Origin of the sequence: Microcoleus sp. S13_B4 (assembly GCF_036700885.1) — a bacterium.
Taxonomy (GTDB): Bacteria; Cyanobacteriota; Cyanobacteriia; order Cyanobacteriales; family Microcoleaceae; genus Microcoleus.
On record NZ_JAUBPU010000037.1, the window covers coordinates 1 to 17,560 of the forward strand.

Here is a 17,560-nt window from a genome sequence, read left to right on the forward strand (position 1 = left end):
AATAGCATCTATAACTGGATGGGATTACATTTTGTCAGCCCTAGCTACTGTTGCATGATTTTTGAAAATTGGTATAAACAATGGGTATGGTTGTTAGCAATGGATAGAGAGACCCGAGAGATTATTGGTGTTTATATTGGCGCTCTTCGCGCATTCCTGAGCAAGACAATTATGGAATTCTCTACCTCCTGTATATCGACAATGCGCTGTTTGCTATACAGATTTTTGGCAGGCTTATGCTTGTATTTTTCCCAGCAAACGCCATAAGCCAGTTGGCAAAGATAGTGGAAAAAATAATCATAGTGAAAGATTTAATAATACTTGGCGCCAACGTGTTTCTCGTCTCGTAAGAAAGACTCTCTCATTTTATAAAAAGTTAGAAAACCCTATTGGTGCTATTTGGTATTGTGTCCATCATTACCACTATACTGTGAGGCAATAAATATTCAATCACTACATATTTACTACTACCCAAAAAATAAGCTGCTCGATTCCGCAATATTGACCACAAAGCCTTACTATAGCCCCAAGTTGTGACAAAGGGCGCAACTGTTTCTTCTTTATTCACAACTACAGCACTGCAAATGGTCATAAACGGAATCCCCAGGAAATCTGCCACCGTCTCTGCGCCTAGTGAAACTTGGTCTATCAGCAAGGGTTCTATGCCAGTGGCTTTGAATGCTTGTGGAAGTTCTCGCAGAAAAAAATCCCCTGTTTTTCCTATACAGTTAATGGTATATCGTAATGCTGTCATTCCACTCAGTTTCTCTAGTTGGGTAAGCAATTGCACTATTTTGCCAGCGGGATATTCAGATTAACCAATTGCGTGAAATTCCAATCCTGCGACTAGTGTGTTGGCTTGAGCATCGAGTATCCCGAATAGGGTGACGCGATGACCGCGCCGTTGCAGTTCTTTCCCCAAGGGCAATATAGTGTTAAGATGACCAGTTGAGGCGGGACAAATCAGACCAAAATGAGTCATAAAGAAAAGCCAGATGCGAGAAAATCCGTGGCTTTAGCGCTGAGAGGAAAGCAAATGAGCGGTTTTAACCCGAGTGAGTATTGATTTACTACAGGGGGGTTACTTGGTTGAGTGCGCTTTTATCATAGACTTTCAAGGGGACAATTACTGCGTTAAACATTTCGCCCTGTACGTATCGTATTTTTTGGGGCTTGCGCCCCTCCTTTTCGGGGGAGTAATGTTAGCTTCGCGAATGTTTTTTGAGCTGGCGCCAGTCAGCAGCACTTGGTTAGTTCAATGTCCCAGATTCCTGACGGCGAGTAAATCTCAAATAGACTGAGTTCTTTGCCGTTGAGCTTCGTACACAATGAGGGCTGTGGCGATCGACACATTTAAAGATTCTACGCCACGACTCAGGGGAATTTGGATTTGTCGATCGGCCAAACTCCTCAATTCTTCCGACAAACCAGAGCCTTCGTTGCCCAAAACTATCAGAGTCGGCACTCGCAAATCTACTTCCCAATAACTTAAACTGGCCCCGGCGACAGTTGCTAAAATTTGCATTCCTCGATTTTTATAGGCGGAGACTTCGGCGGTTAAATCTGGACTGACTGCCATTGGTAGCTTAAACCAAGCTCCTGCTGAGGCGCGCAGCACTTTTGGATGGTCTAAATCGGCGCTGTCTGCGCTCAGCAGCAAACCGTCGGCATTAGCAGCTGCAGCCGTGCGAACAATCGCCCCCAAGTTGCCGGGATCTTGGATTGTTTCTAAGGCTATTCCTAAAGTTGACAATTTTGCGGGCTCTGTTGCGGTGCGGGGTGCGGTGGCGACAATGCCGTCGGGTTGGACTGTAGTGGCGATCGACTCTAACACTTTTGCACTTACTAATTCTGTGCGATCGGCTAAACTACCAACTTGCTCCCAAAGTTCCCCGTGCTCCTCCAGCCATTCGGGAGTGCAGCAAACGGTTGCTAGCGGGTATTTAGCCGCGCAAGCTTCCTCCAGCAAGTGCGTCCCTTCGAGTAAAAATAATTGTTGTTCCCTGCGTCCCTTCGGGCTGTGCAGCTTGCGAATTTCTTTAACTAGGGGGTTTTGAATACTTGTCAGCATTGTTTAATTCAGCAGAGCGAATGGGGTTATTGCCTGTATCGGGTTAACCCCAAACTTCCTTCTGCCTTGGGAATGCGGAACCCGGGACTTGAACCCGGAAGGCTTGCACCACATGAACCTGAATCATGCGCGTCTACCAATTCCGCCAGTTCCGCATCGGTCACGAATTACTACTATGCCATATGTTTACCGATATGTCAAGTGTTTTGGGGAATTTATTTTTTTGTGGGCTGCGAGTAATAGGGAGAACTTTGAGATCCCCCCTATCCACCCTGCTTAAATAAGGGGGGCTAGGGGAATCTCCAAATTAATATTACACCTTTTTTGCCGCCCTTGTCTTCCACCACAAACCCATTCCAGCAGCCACACACGTACCAACAGCAGTCATGGGTTCCTGTACAGGTTCCTACTCATAAATTGCACTAACTGTAGTGTTATATAGCCTTTCTCAAAAAGATGAGGTACAATAACAGCAGTGTGTAAACCAGTTAAAAATATTTGACGATGTAACGCAGACCCAAACGCAAAGTCTATGGCTTTTCCTAACTCTTGATAATTAGTAGTATTGATAGAACGGAGAATAATTTTAAGTTTTGACCACAGATTTTCAATGGGTGAAAAATCTGGTGAATAAGGTGATAAGTATATTAATTTTGCCCCTTTTTTTTCGAGCGCTTTTTTCACTTTTTCTCCCAGGTGAATGGGACAATTATCCATCACTACACAAACACCTTTCCATAGTTATGGCACGATTTTTCTGGCAATAAAAGGTTCAAATGTAATTGCATCAGTTCCCCCTATTAGATTAACCGATGTCAAAATTTCCTTGACTGACATTGCTCCAATTATTGAAACATTTTTGCCACGCTTAGTTGGTTTTGGCCCCTTGGGTCTTTCACCTTTTTGCATACCTAGCATATAACCTAACCATTGCCAAATTAACTCCCGATTCGTCAATAAATATTAAGTCTTTCAAACTAATCTCTTTAATTGTTTTCCAGAACTCACATCGCAGGATTTGAACTCGCTCCGTGCCTTTGCCTGAAGGAAAGAGACTTTTTTTTTGACAGTAATGTTTAAGAGTTTTATCATTCTTCCTATTGTCGCTCTACTCACGGAAAATCCAATTTTCCCATAAAGTAAATAACGGAGTTCTTCAATAGTTGCATCATCCGAACCTTCAATCAATTCCGCCAAGATGAGTAGTTGCTCCGCATTTAGTTTGCCTTTGACTCCACATCGGTCTGTTCTCCGAGTAATATTTTTTGTTTCACGATATTGTTTAAGCAATTTTTGTACAAAGCTCAAGGCTACAGAAAAACGCTTAGCTATTGCTTTTTGTGAAATGGGTTCAGCATGATAAGTATCAAGGATTTTTTGCCTAAAATCAATCGAATAAGCTTTCATTTTTATTTAACAATGTGTGAAGTTTGGTACAAGTAAACCTGTTGTGAGTTAAGCATCGTGTGCTGTCAAAAAAATGCTATTATGTGTGGTATCGCTTTCGCGTGGCTTTACTGAACCATGTAATTATAGTTCATTTGATCATATCTTCTCTGTTTGACCCTCACGAGTGAGTGTCAGTAACATGATACCTCATCTTTCTGAGAAAGGCTATAGAGCCGATCGCGAAAGACTCCGCGCTGAAAGATTGGCAGAAAAACTGCGTCAAGCGGGGATCGAGTTAGACGAACAAGAATAAAATATCAATTGATTCGTCGCATACGATCGTGTTTTGGTATGATGACATTCTTGTGGTACGGTCATCCAGCCCGTCCTTGGCTAACTTGGCACTCATATGTTAATCGAACGTCTCCAGCCGATCGCCTGGACAAAAAAACCGCGACTCATATCCTTATTTTCTGGTTGCGGCGGCATGGACTTGCCATTCCACCAAGTCGGCTTTGAGGTAGTTTGGGCGATCGACTCCAATCAATACGCCTGCAAAACTTTCAGCAGAAACATTGCTGATGTCATCATCAACGACAGCATAGAAAATATAGACCTTGCACAAGTTCCCGAAGCGGAAATATGTATAGGAGGATTCCCCTGTCAAGATTTCTCCCTGATTTGGAAGCGGCCCGGACTTGAAGGAACCAGAGGCAACTTATATACATACTTCCTCGATTTTGTCAATAAAAAAAAGCCAAAAGCTTTTGTAGCAGAAAATGTCAAAGGCTTATTAAGTGCAAATAATTATCAAGCAATAAAACAAATAATTTCTGACTTTGAAAGTATAGCACCAGGCTACTTAGTTAAACCTAAACTCTACAACTTTGCTGATTACGGAGTTCCGCAATTTCGCCAAAGAGTGTTATTAGTTGGCATTCGGATGGATACAGGATTTAACTTTGTGCATCCTCAGCCAGAATACGGTCAAAATCGCAAAAAACCTTATCGAACTGCGGGCGAAGCACTCAAAAATGTGGAAGCAGTTCTGGACAATAACAAACATCATAAAATTCAGACCCGCACCGTTGAAATTTTAAATCGAATTCAACCGGGAGGGAATTTTTCGGATATTCCCAAGGATAGTCCATACTATGTCAAAGGCATGATCAGTCACGTTTATCGGCGAATTCATCCAGATAAACCCTCATCAACAATTATTGCGGGTGGAGGTGGCGGGACTTGGGGTTATCATTATTTAGAACCGCGTTCTTTGACAAATCGTGAAAGGGCAAGATTGCAAACATTCCCCGATGATTTTATTTTTGAAGGTTCTACGACTGAAGTGCGGCGGCAGATTGGCAATGCAGTGCCGCCGCAGGGAATCGCTGCTGTTGTTGAGGCTTTAATTCCGCTATTTAAGGGGGATTATCCCCAAGTTGATTTATATGAAATGAGTAAAAAGTTGCAGAGGATGTCAATTCAACAACGATTAAAATGGGCTGAATCCGAGGGATTCGAGCCGAGTTTGCAGTTAATTTGAAATGGGGCGGTAGATAGGAATCTTAAAATTAGCTTGATCTTGGTTGACGATCCAGGAAAATACATAAGGAGGGAAAGTCAATGATAAAGTTTGATCGAGGTCACTACACCGATTTTAAATTGCCCAGCAACTCAACTATTCCAGAGCAATTACAGCACACACTTCAGACGGTTTGGGACAGAAAATATGACGATTTATACGAACGAGGTGGAAAGTGCAATGTAGAAGAAGCTTTTGTAGAAGTAATGACAGCCTTTGGAATGCCTAATGATGCAATATCCCATCAGCGATACGTCTATATGGCTTATGGAATAGCATTAGCAGCCAAACCGACCATTAAACATTACTTTCCTGAAGAACACAAGGCTGATATCGTTCAAGGAATTGTATCTTGTTGGCTGAAGGATAGCTGTGAAATCCCAGAAACTTGGGCTGATACCTTGTTTCCTAACATCAACAAAATCGGAAAATATCAAGCTACTGACGAAGCTTACAATATCTTTTACGGCTTGCTGCAAACACTCAATACGAAAACAGCTTATAATGCGATCTTAGATATTCTGTATGATGCGATTACTGGTGATCCCATTTCTGGTTTTACTGAAGCCAGACGAGATATGTTTAATTGGTGGCTGATCGAAGTAATTCCTGCTGCTTATTGTTTAAAGCTGCCATCTACTTTATATTCGGGAAAATGGGAATTTCCGCCGTTGAGTAAGCTTGCGTAATCGATATAAGCAAATCCATCGAATAACTAATCCGGCACTCTCAAACCCTTCAAGATTCTCCCCTTTTCCTCCTCCCTCAACCCCTTCGACTGCACCAACACCCCAAAACCGCCCAAACCCATCGGATCGATCAACTGATGCAAAGCCTCCCGTCGGCGCAAAAACGTTGCCAAATCCAATGCTTCCGCATCATTTGTAGACAGAGAAGCAATACGATCGCCCAAACCCAACGCCATCAAAAACAAAGCCTGCTGAGTAAACCCTACCACATCCAAACCGCACAATTCACCCTGCCTTTCCAGCGCCGTAAAATTAACATGAGCCGTTAAATCCTGCCGCCCCACATTAATATAAGGATTATTGTGATATCGGTGCAGATAATAACACTGTAGCGTCCCCTCCCTGCGCCTCGGATTGTAATAGCGGTGCGCCGGATAACCGTAATCAATAGTTAACAAATATCCCCGCTGCAACTTTTGAGCAACTGTACTCATCCAGTCCAAAGCCGCCAAATTCACCTCACTCCGATAACCATCCCCGTAAACACTTGCCGACAAATCGATGCTTACCAAATCCAAATATTCGGCAATTTTTGGCGTGGAAACTTCGCCAATTACTTCAACAAATTTTATCTCTTCTTGTTCATTTCTTGGGGTTTCTGCGGCAACGTAAATCTCCCTAACTTTCCCTGATTCCAGAATGAATTGATGCACTGGCAAAGCATCCACTAACTCGTTAGAAAAAAAACAACCGACAATTGAATTATTAACTATCTCATCCCAATTGCACCACTTAACGCACTTGATATCACTTAATATTTGGCGTTGTTCCGCTTGAAGTCTTGGCGAATTTTCAACAATTATGTATGTTAAAGTTTTAAATAAGTCGGGATGTTGCCGTTGCAGATATTGCAGCACATTAGCTGCAAAAGTTCCCCGCCCAGCGCCCATTTCTACGATCGCGAAATTGAAAGGACGATCGAGCAATTCCCACATTTCCACAAACTGCTCTGCCAAAACCTCCGCAAAATCAGCACCCCAATGAGACGACGTGATAAAATCGCCTTGTTTGCCGATCGACGGGCGATCGCTATTGTAATAACCGTGCTGCGGATGATATAATGCCAAATTCATATATTCAGCAAAAGTAATACGCCCCTGCGGACTGGCGGCAATTCTTTCGCAGATTAAAGCGCAGAGTTCCGGGTTACTATCATTAATATCTGATTGCTGAACTTTCATAATTTATCGAATCAAAGTTGATGTTATTTCCTTTGTGAAGGAGAGATTTTTTTTTATTAACCGCAGAGGGCGCAGAGGGCACAGAGGAAGAGAGAAGAGAGAAATAAGGTACATTTTAGCGACGTTCCGCGTTTATCCGCGTTCATCTGCAGTTGAAAAAAATTAACCCGGTTCCACAAAAAAACCGGGTTAAATTATCAGATAAAAACCGACCAAACCTACCTATCAACCGAGCCCATAATAATGTCGATGCTCCCCAAAATCGCCACCAAATCAGCAATTTTCACGCCGCGAACAATGTGAGGCAAAATCTGCAAATTATTAAAATCCCCAGTCCGAATCTTCCAGCGCCAAGGAAACACATTATCATCCCCGATAATATAAATCCCCAACTCACCCTTGCCACTTTCAACGCGGACATAATGTTCGCCCTTGGGAATCTTAAAAGTCGGCGCAACTTTTTTGCCAATAAACTGATAGTCAAAACCATTCCATTCAGATTTGGGTCCGCTTTCGAGTCGCTTGGCTTCCAAATTCTCGTAAGAGCCACCGGGGAGTCCTTTCAAGGCTTGATAGAGAATCTTAACCGACTCGCGCATCTCCCGAACCCGCACCAAATACCGGGCCAAACAATCGCCAGCAGCTTCGGTACAAACTTCCCAGTCGAAGTCGTCGTAACATTCGTAATGGTCAACTTTCCGCAAATCCCACTTAACGCCGGAAGCGCGCAACATGGGACCGGAAAGTCCCCAGTTAATCGCTTCTTCGCGAGAAATAGTACCCAGGCCTTCTATCCGGCGGCGGAAGATTGGATTGTTGGTAATTAAACGTTCGTACTCGTCTATTTTGGGAACGAAATAATCGCAGAAATCTTGGCACTTATCTACCCAACCGTAAGGCAAATCTGCGGCGACTCCGCCAATGCGGAAATAGTTATTATTCACCATGCGATAACCTGTAGCGGCTTCCCACAAGTCGAGAATTGGTTCGCGATCGCGCATAGTATAGAAAAAAGGAGTTTGCGCCCCCACGTCTGCCAAAAACGGCCCCAACCACAACAAATGGTTAGCAATCCGGTTCAACTCCAGCATGATTACCCGAATGTAACTCGCCCGTTTGGGGACAGCAATATTCGCCAACTTTTCCGGCGCATTGACTGTCACCGCTTCGTTGAACATCCCCTCCGCATAGTCCCAGCGGCTCACGTAGGGCACGTACATCACGTTGGTGCGATTTTCGGCAATTTTTTCCATCCCGCGGTGGAGATAGCCCAAAACCGGCTCGCAGTCAACTACGTCTTCCCCGTCTAGGGTGACGATTAACCGGAGTACCCCGTGCATGGATGGGTGGTGCGGCCCCATGTTGAGCACCATCGGTTCGGTTCTAGTCTCAATTCTTGACATAATTAAATGAATTAATGATTACTAGCTATTGTTGATTTTTGTTTGGCTTTTATGATTATGAAGGATATCGAGCTCTCTGAGAAGGAGACCCTTGGATCAGATGTCAGTATTGACACCTATCACGTTCCAGTTTTGGGTCAAGAGTTAATTGCGGGTTTGGCTGTGCGTCCCGGCGGCCGCTATTTGGACGCGACGCTTGGGGGCGGCGGACACACGAGTTTGATTTTAGCGGCGGCGGCCGATGTTAGAGTGGTGGCGATCGACCGCGACGAACAAGCCATCCGTTTTTGCCAATCCCGATTTGCCAACTCGCCCGTCGAGTTTTGGCACGGCAATTTTGCGGAATATCAGTCCCCAGAGGCCGAATTTGATGGTATCGTAGCAGACTTGGGCGTCAGCTCTGCTCAGTTCGATACACCGGAACGAGGATTTAGTTTTCGCCACCCAGCTCAACTAGATATGCGTATGAACCAGCAGCAATCTTTGACGGCAGAAGAGATTATCAACCACTGGGAAGAAGTTAAACTAGCAGATATTATTTACAAATACGGCGAGGAGCGACTGTCGCGACGCATCGCGAGGCGGATTGTGCAAAGCCGTCCTTTTCAAACTACAACAGAACTTGCTGGGGCCATCGCCAGCAGCTTCCCCCCCAAGCAGCGCAACGGCAGAATCCATCCGGCCACCCGCACTTTCCAAGCTTTAAGGATAGCTGTCAACTCCGAACTAGCTTCTTTAGAAACTTTCCTAAACCTTGCCCCAAGGTGGTTAAAACCCGGTGGGAGAATCGGAATCATTACATTTCACAGCCTGGAAGACCGACCCGTCAAGCACCAACTCAGAGGAACACCCAGTTTACAGGTACTGACAAAAAAGCCGATCGTGCCACAATCCGAAGAAGTAGCTAGAAATCCCCGCTCTCGTTCTGCTAAGCTCAGACTGGCAGAAAGAATAACTTGATTCGGCAGTAGTAATATGCTTGCTGCAAAAAGTTCAGAGATTAGGGGGACTTGAATGCAGCAATCAAGTACGATGCGCCAAAGATGTAGGGAATAGCGCCAACCACCCACCACTAACCCTCCGGGTACAGTGGGGCTTGAAATACAGCCGGTGTTGACCAGACTTAGGTAGCAATACCTGCGTTAGTAGTAAGTGTTAAAATTCACACCGAGGACAGTGCCCAGCTAGTTAAGAGCTCTGCAAGCAGAGCATTAAGTAGCCGTTTTGAATGCTGGTGTGTTTAGAAAAGTACCGACTGCTAACAAGGTGATTGCTCGTATCACAGCGTGAAAGCTGACTCGGGAATTTTCCCTATTGAAGCGGCCTACCGAGGCGGGTTACAGTATCGAAAGCCTCTCATCTGTTGTGCGAACAGATGGTGCGAAAGGAATGCTCACCTTAAGGTAAAACGGGTTTCTTTAACTCAACTTGACGTAACTGATATGTTGCATATATCCAGCCCCCCTTTTCCTCCCGCCACCTTGCTGAATACAGCTATGGTGGGGGTTTTCAAGGGGGAAGAAAGATGAGTAGGGGAGATGGAAGCAAGCTGAAACTGATGGTAGTCGATGACGAACCCGATAACTTGGATTTATTGTACCGGACGTTTCGACGCGACTTTCAGGTTTACAAAGCAGATAGCGCCCTCAGCGCCCTGGAAGTTCTAGACGAACAGGGCGAGATGGCGGTGATTATATCTGACCAGCGGATGCCAGAAATGAATGGCACCGAGTTTTTGGGCAAAACAGTCGAGCGATTTCCAGATACGATTCGGATTCTGCTAACGGGATACACCGATGTTGAAGATTTGGTTGAGGCCATCAACTCAGGTCAAGTTTTCAAATACATCACCAAACCCTGGAATCCAGAAGAACTCAAATTGGTGATCAATCAAGCCTCAGACACTTACAAATACTACAAGCAGCGCAGCGTTGCATTGCGCCGCGCTTTACGCAAGGAATCTCTGTTCAATGAGGTAATGAGCGTGATTCGTGGGTCGCTAGATTACTCTAGTATGGTACAAACTATTGTTCAAACCGTAGGTCAAACTTTTGAGGCCAACTATTGTATGCTGCGGCCGGTAGAAGCCGATCGACTATTGCCGAGTACCTTCCCCTACCAAGCCCAAACCGACGAGGCCATTCACTTTTCTTTTGATGAAAATTTGCTGGTTCAAGCCGTAGCCAGCCGCCAAACTCAAGTGAACCCAAACAGCGGGGAGGACGGTAAATCGGTTGAGATTGCCGTGCCCCTGACTTACCAGCAAGAATTGCTGGCGGTACTGGCTTTGTCCCAGATTGGCGGCACTAACCCTTGGTCAGCAGAAGATATAGAGTTAATAGAAGGTGTAGCAGCTCAAGCTGCTCTCGCCCTGTCTCAAGCTAAGCTCTACCAGCGCACTCTGGATTTAGCCAAGCAGATGCAAAACGAGTTGGAAGTGGCTCGCCAAATCCAAACAAACTTGTTGCGCCAAAGTTGGCCGGATTTTGAAACTGTCAGGGTGCAAGCTTGCTGCTATCCCGCGCGGGAAGTTGGTGGCGACTTTTTTGAAGTCTACGTCCACTCCCAAGGGGATATTTGGATAGCGGTGGGAGATGTTTCGGGTAAGGGAGTTCCGGCTGCTCTATTTATGGCGAGCGCGATTTCGGTGATGCGACGGGAACTTTCCCAAGAAGTTTCTCCAGAGCCCGATCGAGTGATGCAGAATATGAACAGCAGTATGGCTGACGACCTGATCGGCAACAACCATTTTATTACAATGGTTGTAGCTCGTTACACTCCGTCAACGGGACACCTCGCGTTTGCTAATGCCGGTCACATTTACCCGATTGTTTGGTCTCACTCGGAGGTGAAAGCTCAAGCCGCTAGCGGTAAAACGCCAGTCGAGCCGAATTTCCTGAAAGCTCGTGGCATTCCCTTGGGGATACTACCAGTTTGGAGAGGCAAAGCAGGTGCGATCGAATTAAAGTCAGGAGATGTATTTCTGCTGACGAGTGACGGAATTACTGAAGCTAGCGTGACCACTGAAGTCGCTGGGGGTGTACCAACCCGTTCTATGCTACAACAAGAAGGGCTTTGGCAACTCTTGATTCAGGAACCTGGTTCTTTCAACTTGGACAATTTGTTGGCTTACATCCGAGCAGACAATCCCGTTCAAGAAGACGACCAAACCATACTCTCTCTGGAGGTTCTTTGAATTTGTTAGCGACTCCCGACGCATAGTCGGGGGTGAGGTGAAAGTCGAAAAAACTTAAGCCCTGCTTGTTGACGACCCATAGAGTAGTCCTGCAAAGGACGGCGTTATCGTCAACAGTAAAAAACCTAGCCGGCGATGGCGCAGCTAGTTTTCTGAATCGCTTTCCTGGGGGATTAACGCCTGTAAAAGGTTAACGTAGAAGGCATTCGTGAGAAAAAACCAACGCTTAAAAGCTAGAGATTGAAACAAAGATTTTTTATACCTCCCTGCTTGCAGTCTCGGTATAATTATCCATGTTAATGGGCTTTAGACCCATAACTAAAGTTTTCAACTATACTCGTTAACTTCTGCCTTCTACCCAATGACGAATGCCTGATTTTTAAACAAAAAAGGCTAGTATCCCCCGATTAGCGACAAGTATTGAGGCCGAATCCATTCGGCGCATCGTGTTTCATACCTGGTGTGAAGACACAGGGTTTTCAAACTTACGGGATTTTTTTATGAATACTGAGCTTCATGTGCCAAGCGACTTGCGGTTTTTAACAATTGTTGAAAATTGGTTGCTGAGCAGTTTAGAAGTAGAGCTAGGAGAGCACGTCGATTGGCCGCGTCAGTCGAATCGTTTGCGCTTGGTGTTAGCAGAAGCCTATTCTAACGTGATCCGCCATGCTCACAAAGATCAACCCAATTTGCCCGTGTTAATTCGCTTGAATTTAAAAAATAGGGATATTGGTTTAGAAATTTGGGATTACGGTAAAGGTTACGAAATGGATACTTACAATCCCCCGAGGCCGGAAGCTAAACAGGAAAGCGGCTACGGCTGGCTGATTATGAGCAGACTTATGGATCGGGTGGACTACACTTTGCAAATAGACGGTCGCAACTGTCTAAAGTTGGAAGCGAGTTTGCCGGAAAAATCTTAATTAGTCGTTAGTCGTTAGTCATAAGTGATTAGTGATTGACAATGCACTTTTAGACTCGCTTTGGCTGTCTGTCGCACGCTGCGGTGACAGCCACTTTTTCGTGCCGTAGCGTCAGTCCAACGCGAGACTGTAAGATTGTAGGGGTAAAGTCCCGATCGCACAAATAGCCAAGAAACCGATTTTTTATACCGTTAGTGGCACTTCACCCGAAATAGGGATAAAAAATCCCGTTTCTGCCTCATTCTGGCGATAAAAAGCCGATTGACCTGTCGATCGCACGTAACAGCTAAAGTCGTGCGATCGACAGGTCAAACCAAAATAGACAATTTAAATGTGAAACAGATTATCAAACATCAAATTTCGTCTGCGACCGCAGATTTAGCAATTCTTGGGGAGAAGCTAACAGTTTGACCGTGACAGAAAGGATTTTTTGGTCAGAATTGAGCAAGAACAGCCATCCGACATTAACACCAAATGCGGAAGTTTGCACCCGACCGCTGACCTGAACTTCTACTTTGCCATCTTCTAAAATTTGGCTGACACCTTTCTGGGGTTCTAGCTGCATTCCTCGTGCTTCTTTTTTTAGATAAGTGGCGATCGCAATCCTGCCGATGATTGGCTCTTCAAACGGCGCGTGCAGAACCCCGTCATCCGCAAACAAATTAGCGGTCGCTTCAAAATCCCCCGCGTTTAAAGTTTCAAAATATTGCAGTATCCCTGGCATGGTGATGCCTGCAATCTTTATAGAGTTAGTTAAAATAGGTTGAGTTGTGGCGGTCATAAAAGAAGTGATTTCAAATGAATGAGTATACTGTAATCATTCTCTTTGTCGCAGCAAATCCCTCAAAAGATATAAGTAGGGGTAGGAAAATAATTCTCCGAAAAAAGGAGGAATCGGGAACCGGAAAGCGTCGAGCACAGCTTTCAGAGCGATCGACCAAGATCCATCCTACTTTCAAAAAATACAAGTGTAGCCAAGCTGTAAACCCTGATACCATCAGTCATTTTCCATCCTTCAATTATTGAATCTAAAATTTAAAATCTAAAACCTAAAATGATAGAAACCCAGACACCTGAAGGCATCTGGGTTTCTGGCCAAGTCTGTTTGACTGACCGAACCAGAATATTCTATTTACGCATCAAATTGAGCAATTCTTTAGGAGAGGCCAACAAGTCGATCGCCACAAAGAAAATTTGACCTTGAGGATCGAGCATAAACCGCCAGGCGATGTTCATACCCACATTCGCCCCAAACCAAGGAGTTTCGACAGTGCCGGTGACTTTAACTTGGCGGTAGCCGTCTTCTGCGGGTTCCGATACGCCTTGCTTAGGCATCATTTTCAGTCCGATGCACTCTTCGCGCATATAGTTGAGGATAGCTTCGCGACCGACGATCGGCTTTTGGAAAGGCGGTTGCAGGGCACCTTCTTCGGCAAATAAACCGACGGCTGGGGTGAAGTCGAAAGCGTTCATGTAGTCGATGTAGTTGAGGACAGTCTGCTCGCTAATACCCTCAATTTTGGTTTTCACCCGCTCTTCTGGAGCGGTGGGAGTGCTGCGGGGGGCAGAGCGTTTGCCGTACTCTTGGCTGAAATCGGGGTCGTAGCCCATGTGAACTACGGTATTCCGAAGTACGGTAATTTGCTGGCCCGGATCTAGTTTTTTGATGGTTTCAAGGACTTGGGTGGCTTCGGGAGACATTTGATAGCCAGCGGGAACCGGAGCGACAAGGCCCTGTTTCATCAACTGTCCCAACTCGTACCAGAAACCAAGTTTGGTGTTGACGCGCAAGGAAGTGTAAATCCGCCCGATCGTAGTGTCGGCGTTGCTGGCTAGGTCAAACATGGTTTTGCTTTGAGCAGCAGGCGACATTTGCTTGATTTCGCTCAGGATGCCTTCAACAAGCGCCATGCTGGCTACTCCCGGAGCTGCTGCGGTGATGGAAACGCCCATTTCGGTGTAGGCATACCAGAGCAGTGCTAGTTGGTCTTCAACGCTGAGTTTATAGAATGCTTCCGTGGTAGCGGGAACAACGCTCGCAATCTCGGTGTTTGAGAAAATAGATTGAGCTGATTGAATGCTAACTGCCATATGTATGCTGTGGGATTCGCTGTCGGTTTTACTTGCGTACTTGAATTAGCGAATCGAATTCTCCCTAAATTAAATTATGTAACATTTTTGACATTTTGGAGTTCAAATTTATAAATATAAAGATTGTGAAATTATTATCAATTCTGTCCCACACTTAATCTTAAGATTAGTAGACTTATGGCACAATTTGTGCTGTGGTTCCTTACCAGATGAAAAAATCAATTAATAGCGATCGCATTAAGCAAAAAGCCCTTGAGTTGGGATTTCACAAAGTCGGGATAGCCTCAGCAGACGCGGATTTGGATCGAGAAAAACAACGATTGCAGGCTTGGCTGGACAAGGGTTATCAGGCGGATATGGCATGGATGGCAAACCCGAAACGGCAGGATATTCAATTAGTAATGCCAGAGGTGCAGTCATTGATATGTGTTGCCATCAACTACTACACGCCTCACCAACGCCCGGGCGGTTCCGAATATGCCCAAATCTCTCGCTACGGCTGGGGGCGGGATTACCACAGAATTTTGCACAAAAAACTGAAGGTTTTGGCAAATTGGGTGCGATCGCAAGGCGAGGGAATTGAAGCGCGGTATTATGCTGATACCGGGCCAATTCAGGATAAAATGTGGGCGCAGCGTGCCGGGATTGGTTGGATTGCTAAAAATGGTAATGTAATTTCGCGCGAATACGGTTCTTGGGTATTTTTGGGCGAAATCTTGACTAATTTGGAGTTAGCGTCGGATGATTCTCATACAGAACATTGCGGTACTTGTACTCGCTGTATCGAGGCGTGTCCGACAGGAGCAATTACTGAGCCTTTTGTGGTGAATGCCGATCAATGTATAGCCTATCACACGATCGAGAATCGAGCCGAAAAATTGCCCGACGAAATTGCATCTAATTTACAAGGTTGGGTAGCAGGTTGCGACATTTGTCAGGATGTTTGTCCTTGGAATCAGCGATTTGCTAAACCAACTGATGTTGCAGAGTTTGAGCCTTATCCTGAAAATATAGCGCCGACACTTGCAGAATTAGCCGACATTTCCGACGAGGAATGGAACCGCAGATTTACAGCTTCGGCACTGCGGCGCATTAAACCAGAAATGCTGCGGCGAAATGCGAAAGCAAATCAAATTAACCCTTAAAAGTTGAGATGTTCCCGCTCAGGGTGCTTATGCGGCACCTTACCCTATAGATAATAACCCTAGGGTATGTACGGTTCGCCAAGAGCCAATACATTATGCAGTAAGTCATTCCCCATCTAAAATCTACAATCTAAAATCTAAAATTGTATGATTCCCCGTTCCTTATTTGCTATTGTCCAATGACCAAAGTAATTATTTTTGATTTTGACGGTACTTTAGCAGATACAATCGATATTCTTCTGAGCATCACCAACCGTTTGTCAGCAGAATTCGGCTTTAAGTCTGCGACAAAAGAGGAACTCGCTCAACTGAGCAACTTAACTTCTTGGGAACTTCTTAAGTATTCGGGGATTTCTATCTTCAAATTCCCCCTTTTGATTAGAAAGTTGAAAGCAGAGTTGCGGAGTGAAATTCCCACAATTGAATTATTTCCGGGAATTAAAGAAGTTTTGCTAGAGTTAAAAAAACTGGGATTTCAACTGGGCATTATCACATCCAATTCTCGAGAAAACGTCTTGGCATCGCTGGAAAATAAGGGTTTGCAAGACACTTTCACGTTTATTTACTCGGGTTCAACTTTTGGGAAACATAAAGTTATTAATAAATGGCTAAAAAAAGAACATATAAATGCTGAAGAAGTCGTTTATGTGGGAGATGAGATCCGAGATATAGACGCAGCTAGAAAAACTGGAATTAAGGTAGTTGCTGTAGGTTGGGGCTTTAATTCTCAGGAGGCTTTGGCTGCACACAGTCCCGATTTTTTGATTACACGCCCGCAGGAACTGATAGAGGTTATGAGTAATTTGGGGTAACTGTAAACTGGGGTAAACTAAAATTGCCCAAATAAGACTCGGCGCTTGACACCAATCGTAAACAAACTATCCTCTCAGCAGAGAGGGACTAAAGAATACAAGGGGTATTAAAGGCTGATTTGGTATCAGCCATACTCCCTAGTATCATCTCTGCAAGTAAATTATGTTACTCTCCTTCGCTGCGTTTCAGTGCTGCTAAAACTGCTTGCTGGCTAACTGCTTGGTAGATTTTGCTAAAATGCTGCTTGAGGGCGTCTGATGCAGGGGAGGATTTGCTAGCGGTTCCTTTTCCGTCGGTTGCGAGGGGAATTGGGCCTAAGATATCTAATACTGTTTCGCTGCTGGGCGGCGGTACAATGACTACTAGAGATGATTCTAGCTGCTGGTTGTATTCCCAAAAGCGATCGACCTTTGGCAATTTAGCATTCGCAGTGGGGAAATTTTCGCCGGAGTTGAGTTGGGAATTTTCCTCTCCTTGCGTACCTCGTCTTTGACGAAGTGCTGTCAAGATTTGCTCTTTGGTTCGGCCCCGCAATTGAAAGAGTACGAAGGGGTCTTCACTGAAGCGATCGCCCAATAAGTAGTATACTGCACTGATGTGTTTGCAAGGGTTTTTGGGGTCAGGACAGCTACAGCGCGATCGAATATCAGATAAACTTAACGGAAATAGCGTTTTGCCGGCGGCCGCAAATACATCCTCAATATTGTGTGGCATTTCTCCTGCTAGTAATTTAGCTGAAAAAACGGCTCTTTGCGACATATTTTCAATCACATAATCCCAATCTTCATCGCTCAATGTGTCGAGTCCTAAAGAAACTTGATAGGGTTTTGGATCGGTTCCTTGAACTATGGCGATTACTTCTTGATTGGGAAATTTAATGCTGAGAACTTTACCTTCGCGCGCGTATTGCCAGCCACGTTCTAAGCGCTTTTTGAAGCGATAGGTATTTATTAAATCTAACCACTGTTGTGTCCACCATTCTCTGTCAATCATAAGCCGAAGGAAGAAGGAAGAAGG

Annotated in this window: 14 protein-coding genes, 1 tRNA gene and 2 pseudogenes; 8 read left to right on the plus strand and 9 right to left on the minus strand. The window is 45.0% G+C overall.

What is annotated here, in order from left to right; all coding sequences use genetic code 11:
• Positions 1-72: 72 nt before the first annotated feature.
• Positions 73-442: pseudogene (locus QT994_RS18375) on the plus strand (IS1 family transposase); the annotation flags it as partial.
• On the opposite strand, the gene QT994_RS18380 reads toward QT994_RS18375, so the two are convergent.
• The 4 genes and pseudogenes from QT994_RS18380 to QT994_RS18395 all read right to left on the minus strand — a co-directional run bounded on the left by QT994_RS18380 (position 377) and on the right by QT994_RS18395 (position 3,478).
• The gene (locus QT994_RS18380) at positions 377-754 is read right to left on the minus strand and encodes a hypothetical protein (RefSeq protein ID WP_333176897.1); all 378 of its coding nucleotides are present in this window, start codon (positions 752-754) and stop codon (positions 377-379) included. The pseudogene QT994_RS18375 and the gene QT994_RS18380 overlap by 66 nt on opposite strands.
• Positions 755-1,288: 534 nt before the next feature.
• Positions 1,289-2,071 carry an RNA methyltransferase gene (locus QT994_RS18385; protein ID WP_333176821.1) on the minus strand — a complete coding sequence of 261 codons (783 nt, stop codon included), beginning with the start codon at positions 2,069-2,071 and terminating at the stop codon, positions 1,289-1,291.
• Positions 2,072-2,144: 73 nt separating this feature from the next.
• A tRNA-Leu gene (locus tag QT994_RS18390) sits at positions 2,145-2,226 on the minus strand.
• A gap of 293 nt (positions 2,227-2,519) precedes the next feature.
• A pseudogene (locus QT994_RS18395) lies at positions 2,520-3,478 on the minus strand (IS630 family transposase).
• 391 nt (positions 3,479-3,869) lie between these two features.
• Here QT994_RS18395 and QT994_RS18400 point away from each other — a divergent pair.
• Positions 3,870-5,003: a DNA cytosine methyltransferase gene (locus QT994_RS18400; RefSeq protein ID WP_333176823.1), complete on the plus strand. Its 1,134-nt coding sequence runs from the start codon at positions 3,870-3,872 to the stop codon at positions 5,001-5,003.
• A gap of 80 nt (positions 5,004-5,083) precedes the next feature.
• A complete protein-coding gene (locus tag QT994_RS18405) occupies positions 5,084-5,731 on the plus strand; it encodes a hypothetical protein (RefSeq protein WP_333176827.1) in 648 nt (215 codons plus the stop codon).
• Positions 5,732-5,757: 26 nt separating this feature from the next.
• On the opposite strand, the gene QT994_RS18410 is transcribed toward QT994_RS18405, so the two are convergent.
• Both QT994_RS18410 and QT994_RS18415 read right to left on the minus strand, forming a co-directional pair.
• Positions 5,758-6,972, minus strand: a complete 1,215-nt coding sequence (locus tag QT994_RS18410) for a class I SAM-dependent methyltransferase (protein ID WP_333176830.1) — start codon at positions 6,970-6,972, stop codon at positions 5,758-5,760.
• A gap of 218 nt (positions 6,973-7,190) precedes the next feature.
• The gene (locus QT994_RS18415; RefSeq protein ID WP_333176833.1) at positions 7,191-8,375 is read right to left on the minus strand and encodes an NAD(P)H-quinone oxidoreductase subunit H; all 1,185 of its coding nucleotides are present in this window, start codon (positions 8,373-8,375) and stop codon (positions 7,191-7,193) included.
• 57 nt (positions 8,376-8,432) lie between these two features.
• Between QT994_RS18415 and rsmH the strand changes: the two genes are divergently transcribed.
• The 3 genes from rsmH to QT994_RS18430 all read left to right on the plus strand — a co-directional run bounded on the left by rsmH (position 8,433) and on the right by QT994_RS18430 (position 12,494).
• Positions 8,433-9,335: a 16S rRNA (cytosine(1402)-N(4))-methyltransferase RsmH gene (gene rsmH, locus QT994_RS18420; protein ID WP_333176836.1), complete on the plus strand. Its 903-nt coding sequence runs from the start codon at positions 8,433-8,435 to the stop codon at positions 9,333-9,335.
• A gap of 565 nt (positions 9,336-9,900) precedes the next feature.
• On the plus strand, positions 9,901-11,571 hold the full coding sequence (locus QT994_RS18425) for a SpoIIE family protein phosphatase (RefSeq protein WP_333176839.1): 1,671 nt from the start codon (positions 9,901-9,903) through the stop codon (positions 11,569-11,571).
• Between the two features lie 500 nt (positions 11,572-12,071).
• Entirely contained in the window at positions 12,072-12,494 is a 423-nt protein-coding gene (locus tag QT994_RS18430; RefSeq protein WP_006633914.1) for an ATP-binding protein, read from the plus strand.
• A 346-nt stretch (positions 12,495-12,840) separates the two neighbouring features.
• On the opposite strand, the gene QT994_RS18435 is transcribed toward QT994_RS18430, so the two are convergent.
• Both QT994_RS18435 and QT994_RS18440 read right to left on the minus strand, forming a co-directional pair.
• Positions 12,841-13,275 (minus strand): nuclear transport factor 2 family protein, encoded by a 435-nt coding sequence (locus QT994_RS18435; RefSeq protein ID WP_333049584.1) that lies wholly within the window; start codon positions 13,273-13,275, stop codon positions 12,841-12,843.
• Positions 13,276-13,622: 347 nt separating this feature from the next.
• Positions 13,623-14,585, minus strand: coding sequence for an orange carotenoid protein N-terminal domain-containing protein (locus QT994_RS18440; protein WP_333049582.1), 963 nt, complete (start codon positions 14,583-14,585; stop codon positions 13,623-13,625).
• Between the two features lie 209 nt (positions 14,586-14,794).
• On the opposite strand from QT994_RS18440, the gene queG reads away from it, so the two are divergent.
• Together queG and QT994_RS18450 are read left to right on the plus strand one after the other, a co-directional pair.
• Entirely contained in the window at positions 14,795-15,730 is a 936-nt protein-coding gene (queG, locus tag QT994_RS18445) for a tRNA epoxyqueuosine(34) reductase QueG (protein ID WP_333176841.1), read from the plus strand.
• Between the two features lie 179 nt (positions 15,731-15,909).
• Positions 15,910-16,542: an HAD-IA family hydrolase gene (locus tag QT994_RS18450; RefSeq protein WP_333176844.1), complete on the plus strand. Its 633-nt coding sequence runs from the start codon at positions 15,910-15,912 to the stop codon at positions 16,540-16,542.
• Between the two features lie 166 nt (positions 16,543-16,708).
• On the opposite strand, the gene QT994_RS18455 is transcribed toward QT994_RS18450, so the two are convergent.
• The gene (locus QT994_RS18455; protein ID WP_333176847.1) at positions 16,709-17,536 is read right to left on the minus strand and encodes an SWIM zinc finger family protein; all 828 of its coding nucleotides are present in this window, start codon (positions 17,534-17,536) and stop codon (positions 16,709-16,711) included.
• Positions 17,537-17,560: the final 24 nt, after the last annotated feature.

Coding starts and splice junctions, on each gene's coding strand:
- QT994_RS18380 (WP_333176897.1), bottom strand. CDS start 754: ATGACAGCATTACGATATACCATTAACTGTATAGGAAAAACAGGGGAT.
- QT994_RS18385 (WP_333176821.1), bottom strand. CDS start 2,071: ATGCTGACAAGTATTCAAAACCCCCTAGTTAAAGAAATTCGCAAGCTG.
- rsmH (WP_333176836.1), top strand. CDS start 8,433: ATGAAGGATATCGAGCTCTCTGAGAAGGAGACCCTTGGATCAGATGTC.
- QT994_RS18455 (WP_333176847.1), bottom strand. CDS start 17,536: ATGATTGACAGAGAATGGTGGACACAACAGTGGTTAGATTTAATAAAT.
- queG (WP_333176841.1), top strand. CDS start 14,795: ATGAAAAAATCAATTAATAGCGATCGCATTAAGCAAAAAGCCCTTGAG.
- QT994_RS18405 (WP_333176827.1), top strand. CDS start 5,084: ATGATAAAGTTTGATCGAGGTCACTACACCGATTTTAAATTGCCCAGC.
- QT994_RS18440 (WP_333049582.1), bottom strand. CDS start 14,585: ATGGCAGTTAGCATTCAATCAGCTCAATCTATTTTCTCAAACACCGAG.
- QT994_RS18450 (WP_333176844.1), top strand. CDS start 15,910: ATGACCAAAGTAATTATTTTTGATTTTGACGGTACTTTAGCAGATACA.
- QT994_RS18430 (WP_006633914.1), top strand. CDS start 12,072: ATGAATACTGAGCTTCATGTGCCAAGCGACTTGCGGTTTTTAACAATT.
- QT994_RS18435 (WP_333049584.1), bottom strand. CDS start 13,275: ATGACCGCCACAACTCAACCTATTTTAACTAACTCTATAAAGATTGCA.
- QT994_RS18425 (WP_333176839.1), top strand. CDS start 9,901: ATGAGTAGGGGAGATGGAAGCAAGCTGAAACTGATGGTAGTCGATGAC.
- QT994_RS18410 (WP_333176830.1), bottom strand. CDS start 6,972: ATGAAAGTTCAGCAATCAGATATTAATGATAGTAACCCGGAACTCTGC.
- QT994_RS18415 (WP_333176833.1), bottom strand. CDS start 8,375: ATGTCAAGAATTGAGACTAGAACCGAACCGATGGTGCTCAACATGGGG.
- QT994_RS18400 (WP_333176823.1), top strand. CDS start 3,870: ATGTTAATCGAACGTCTCCAGCCGATCGCCTGGACAAAAAAACCGCGA.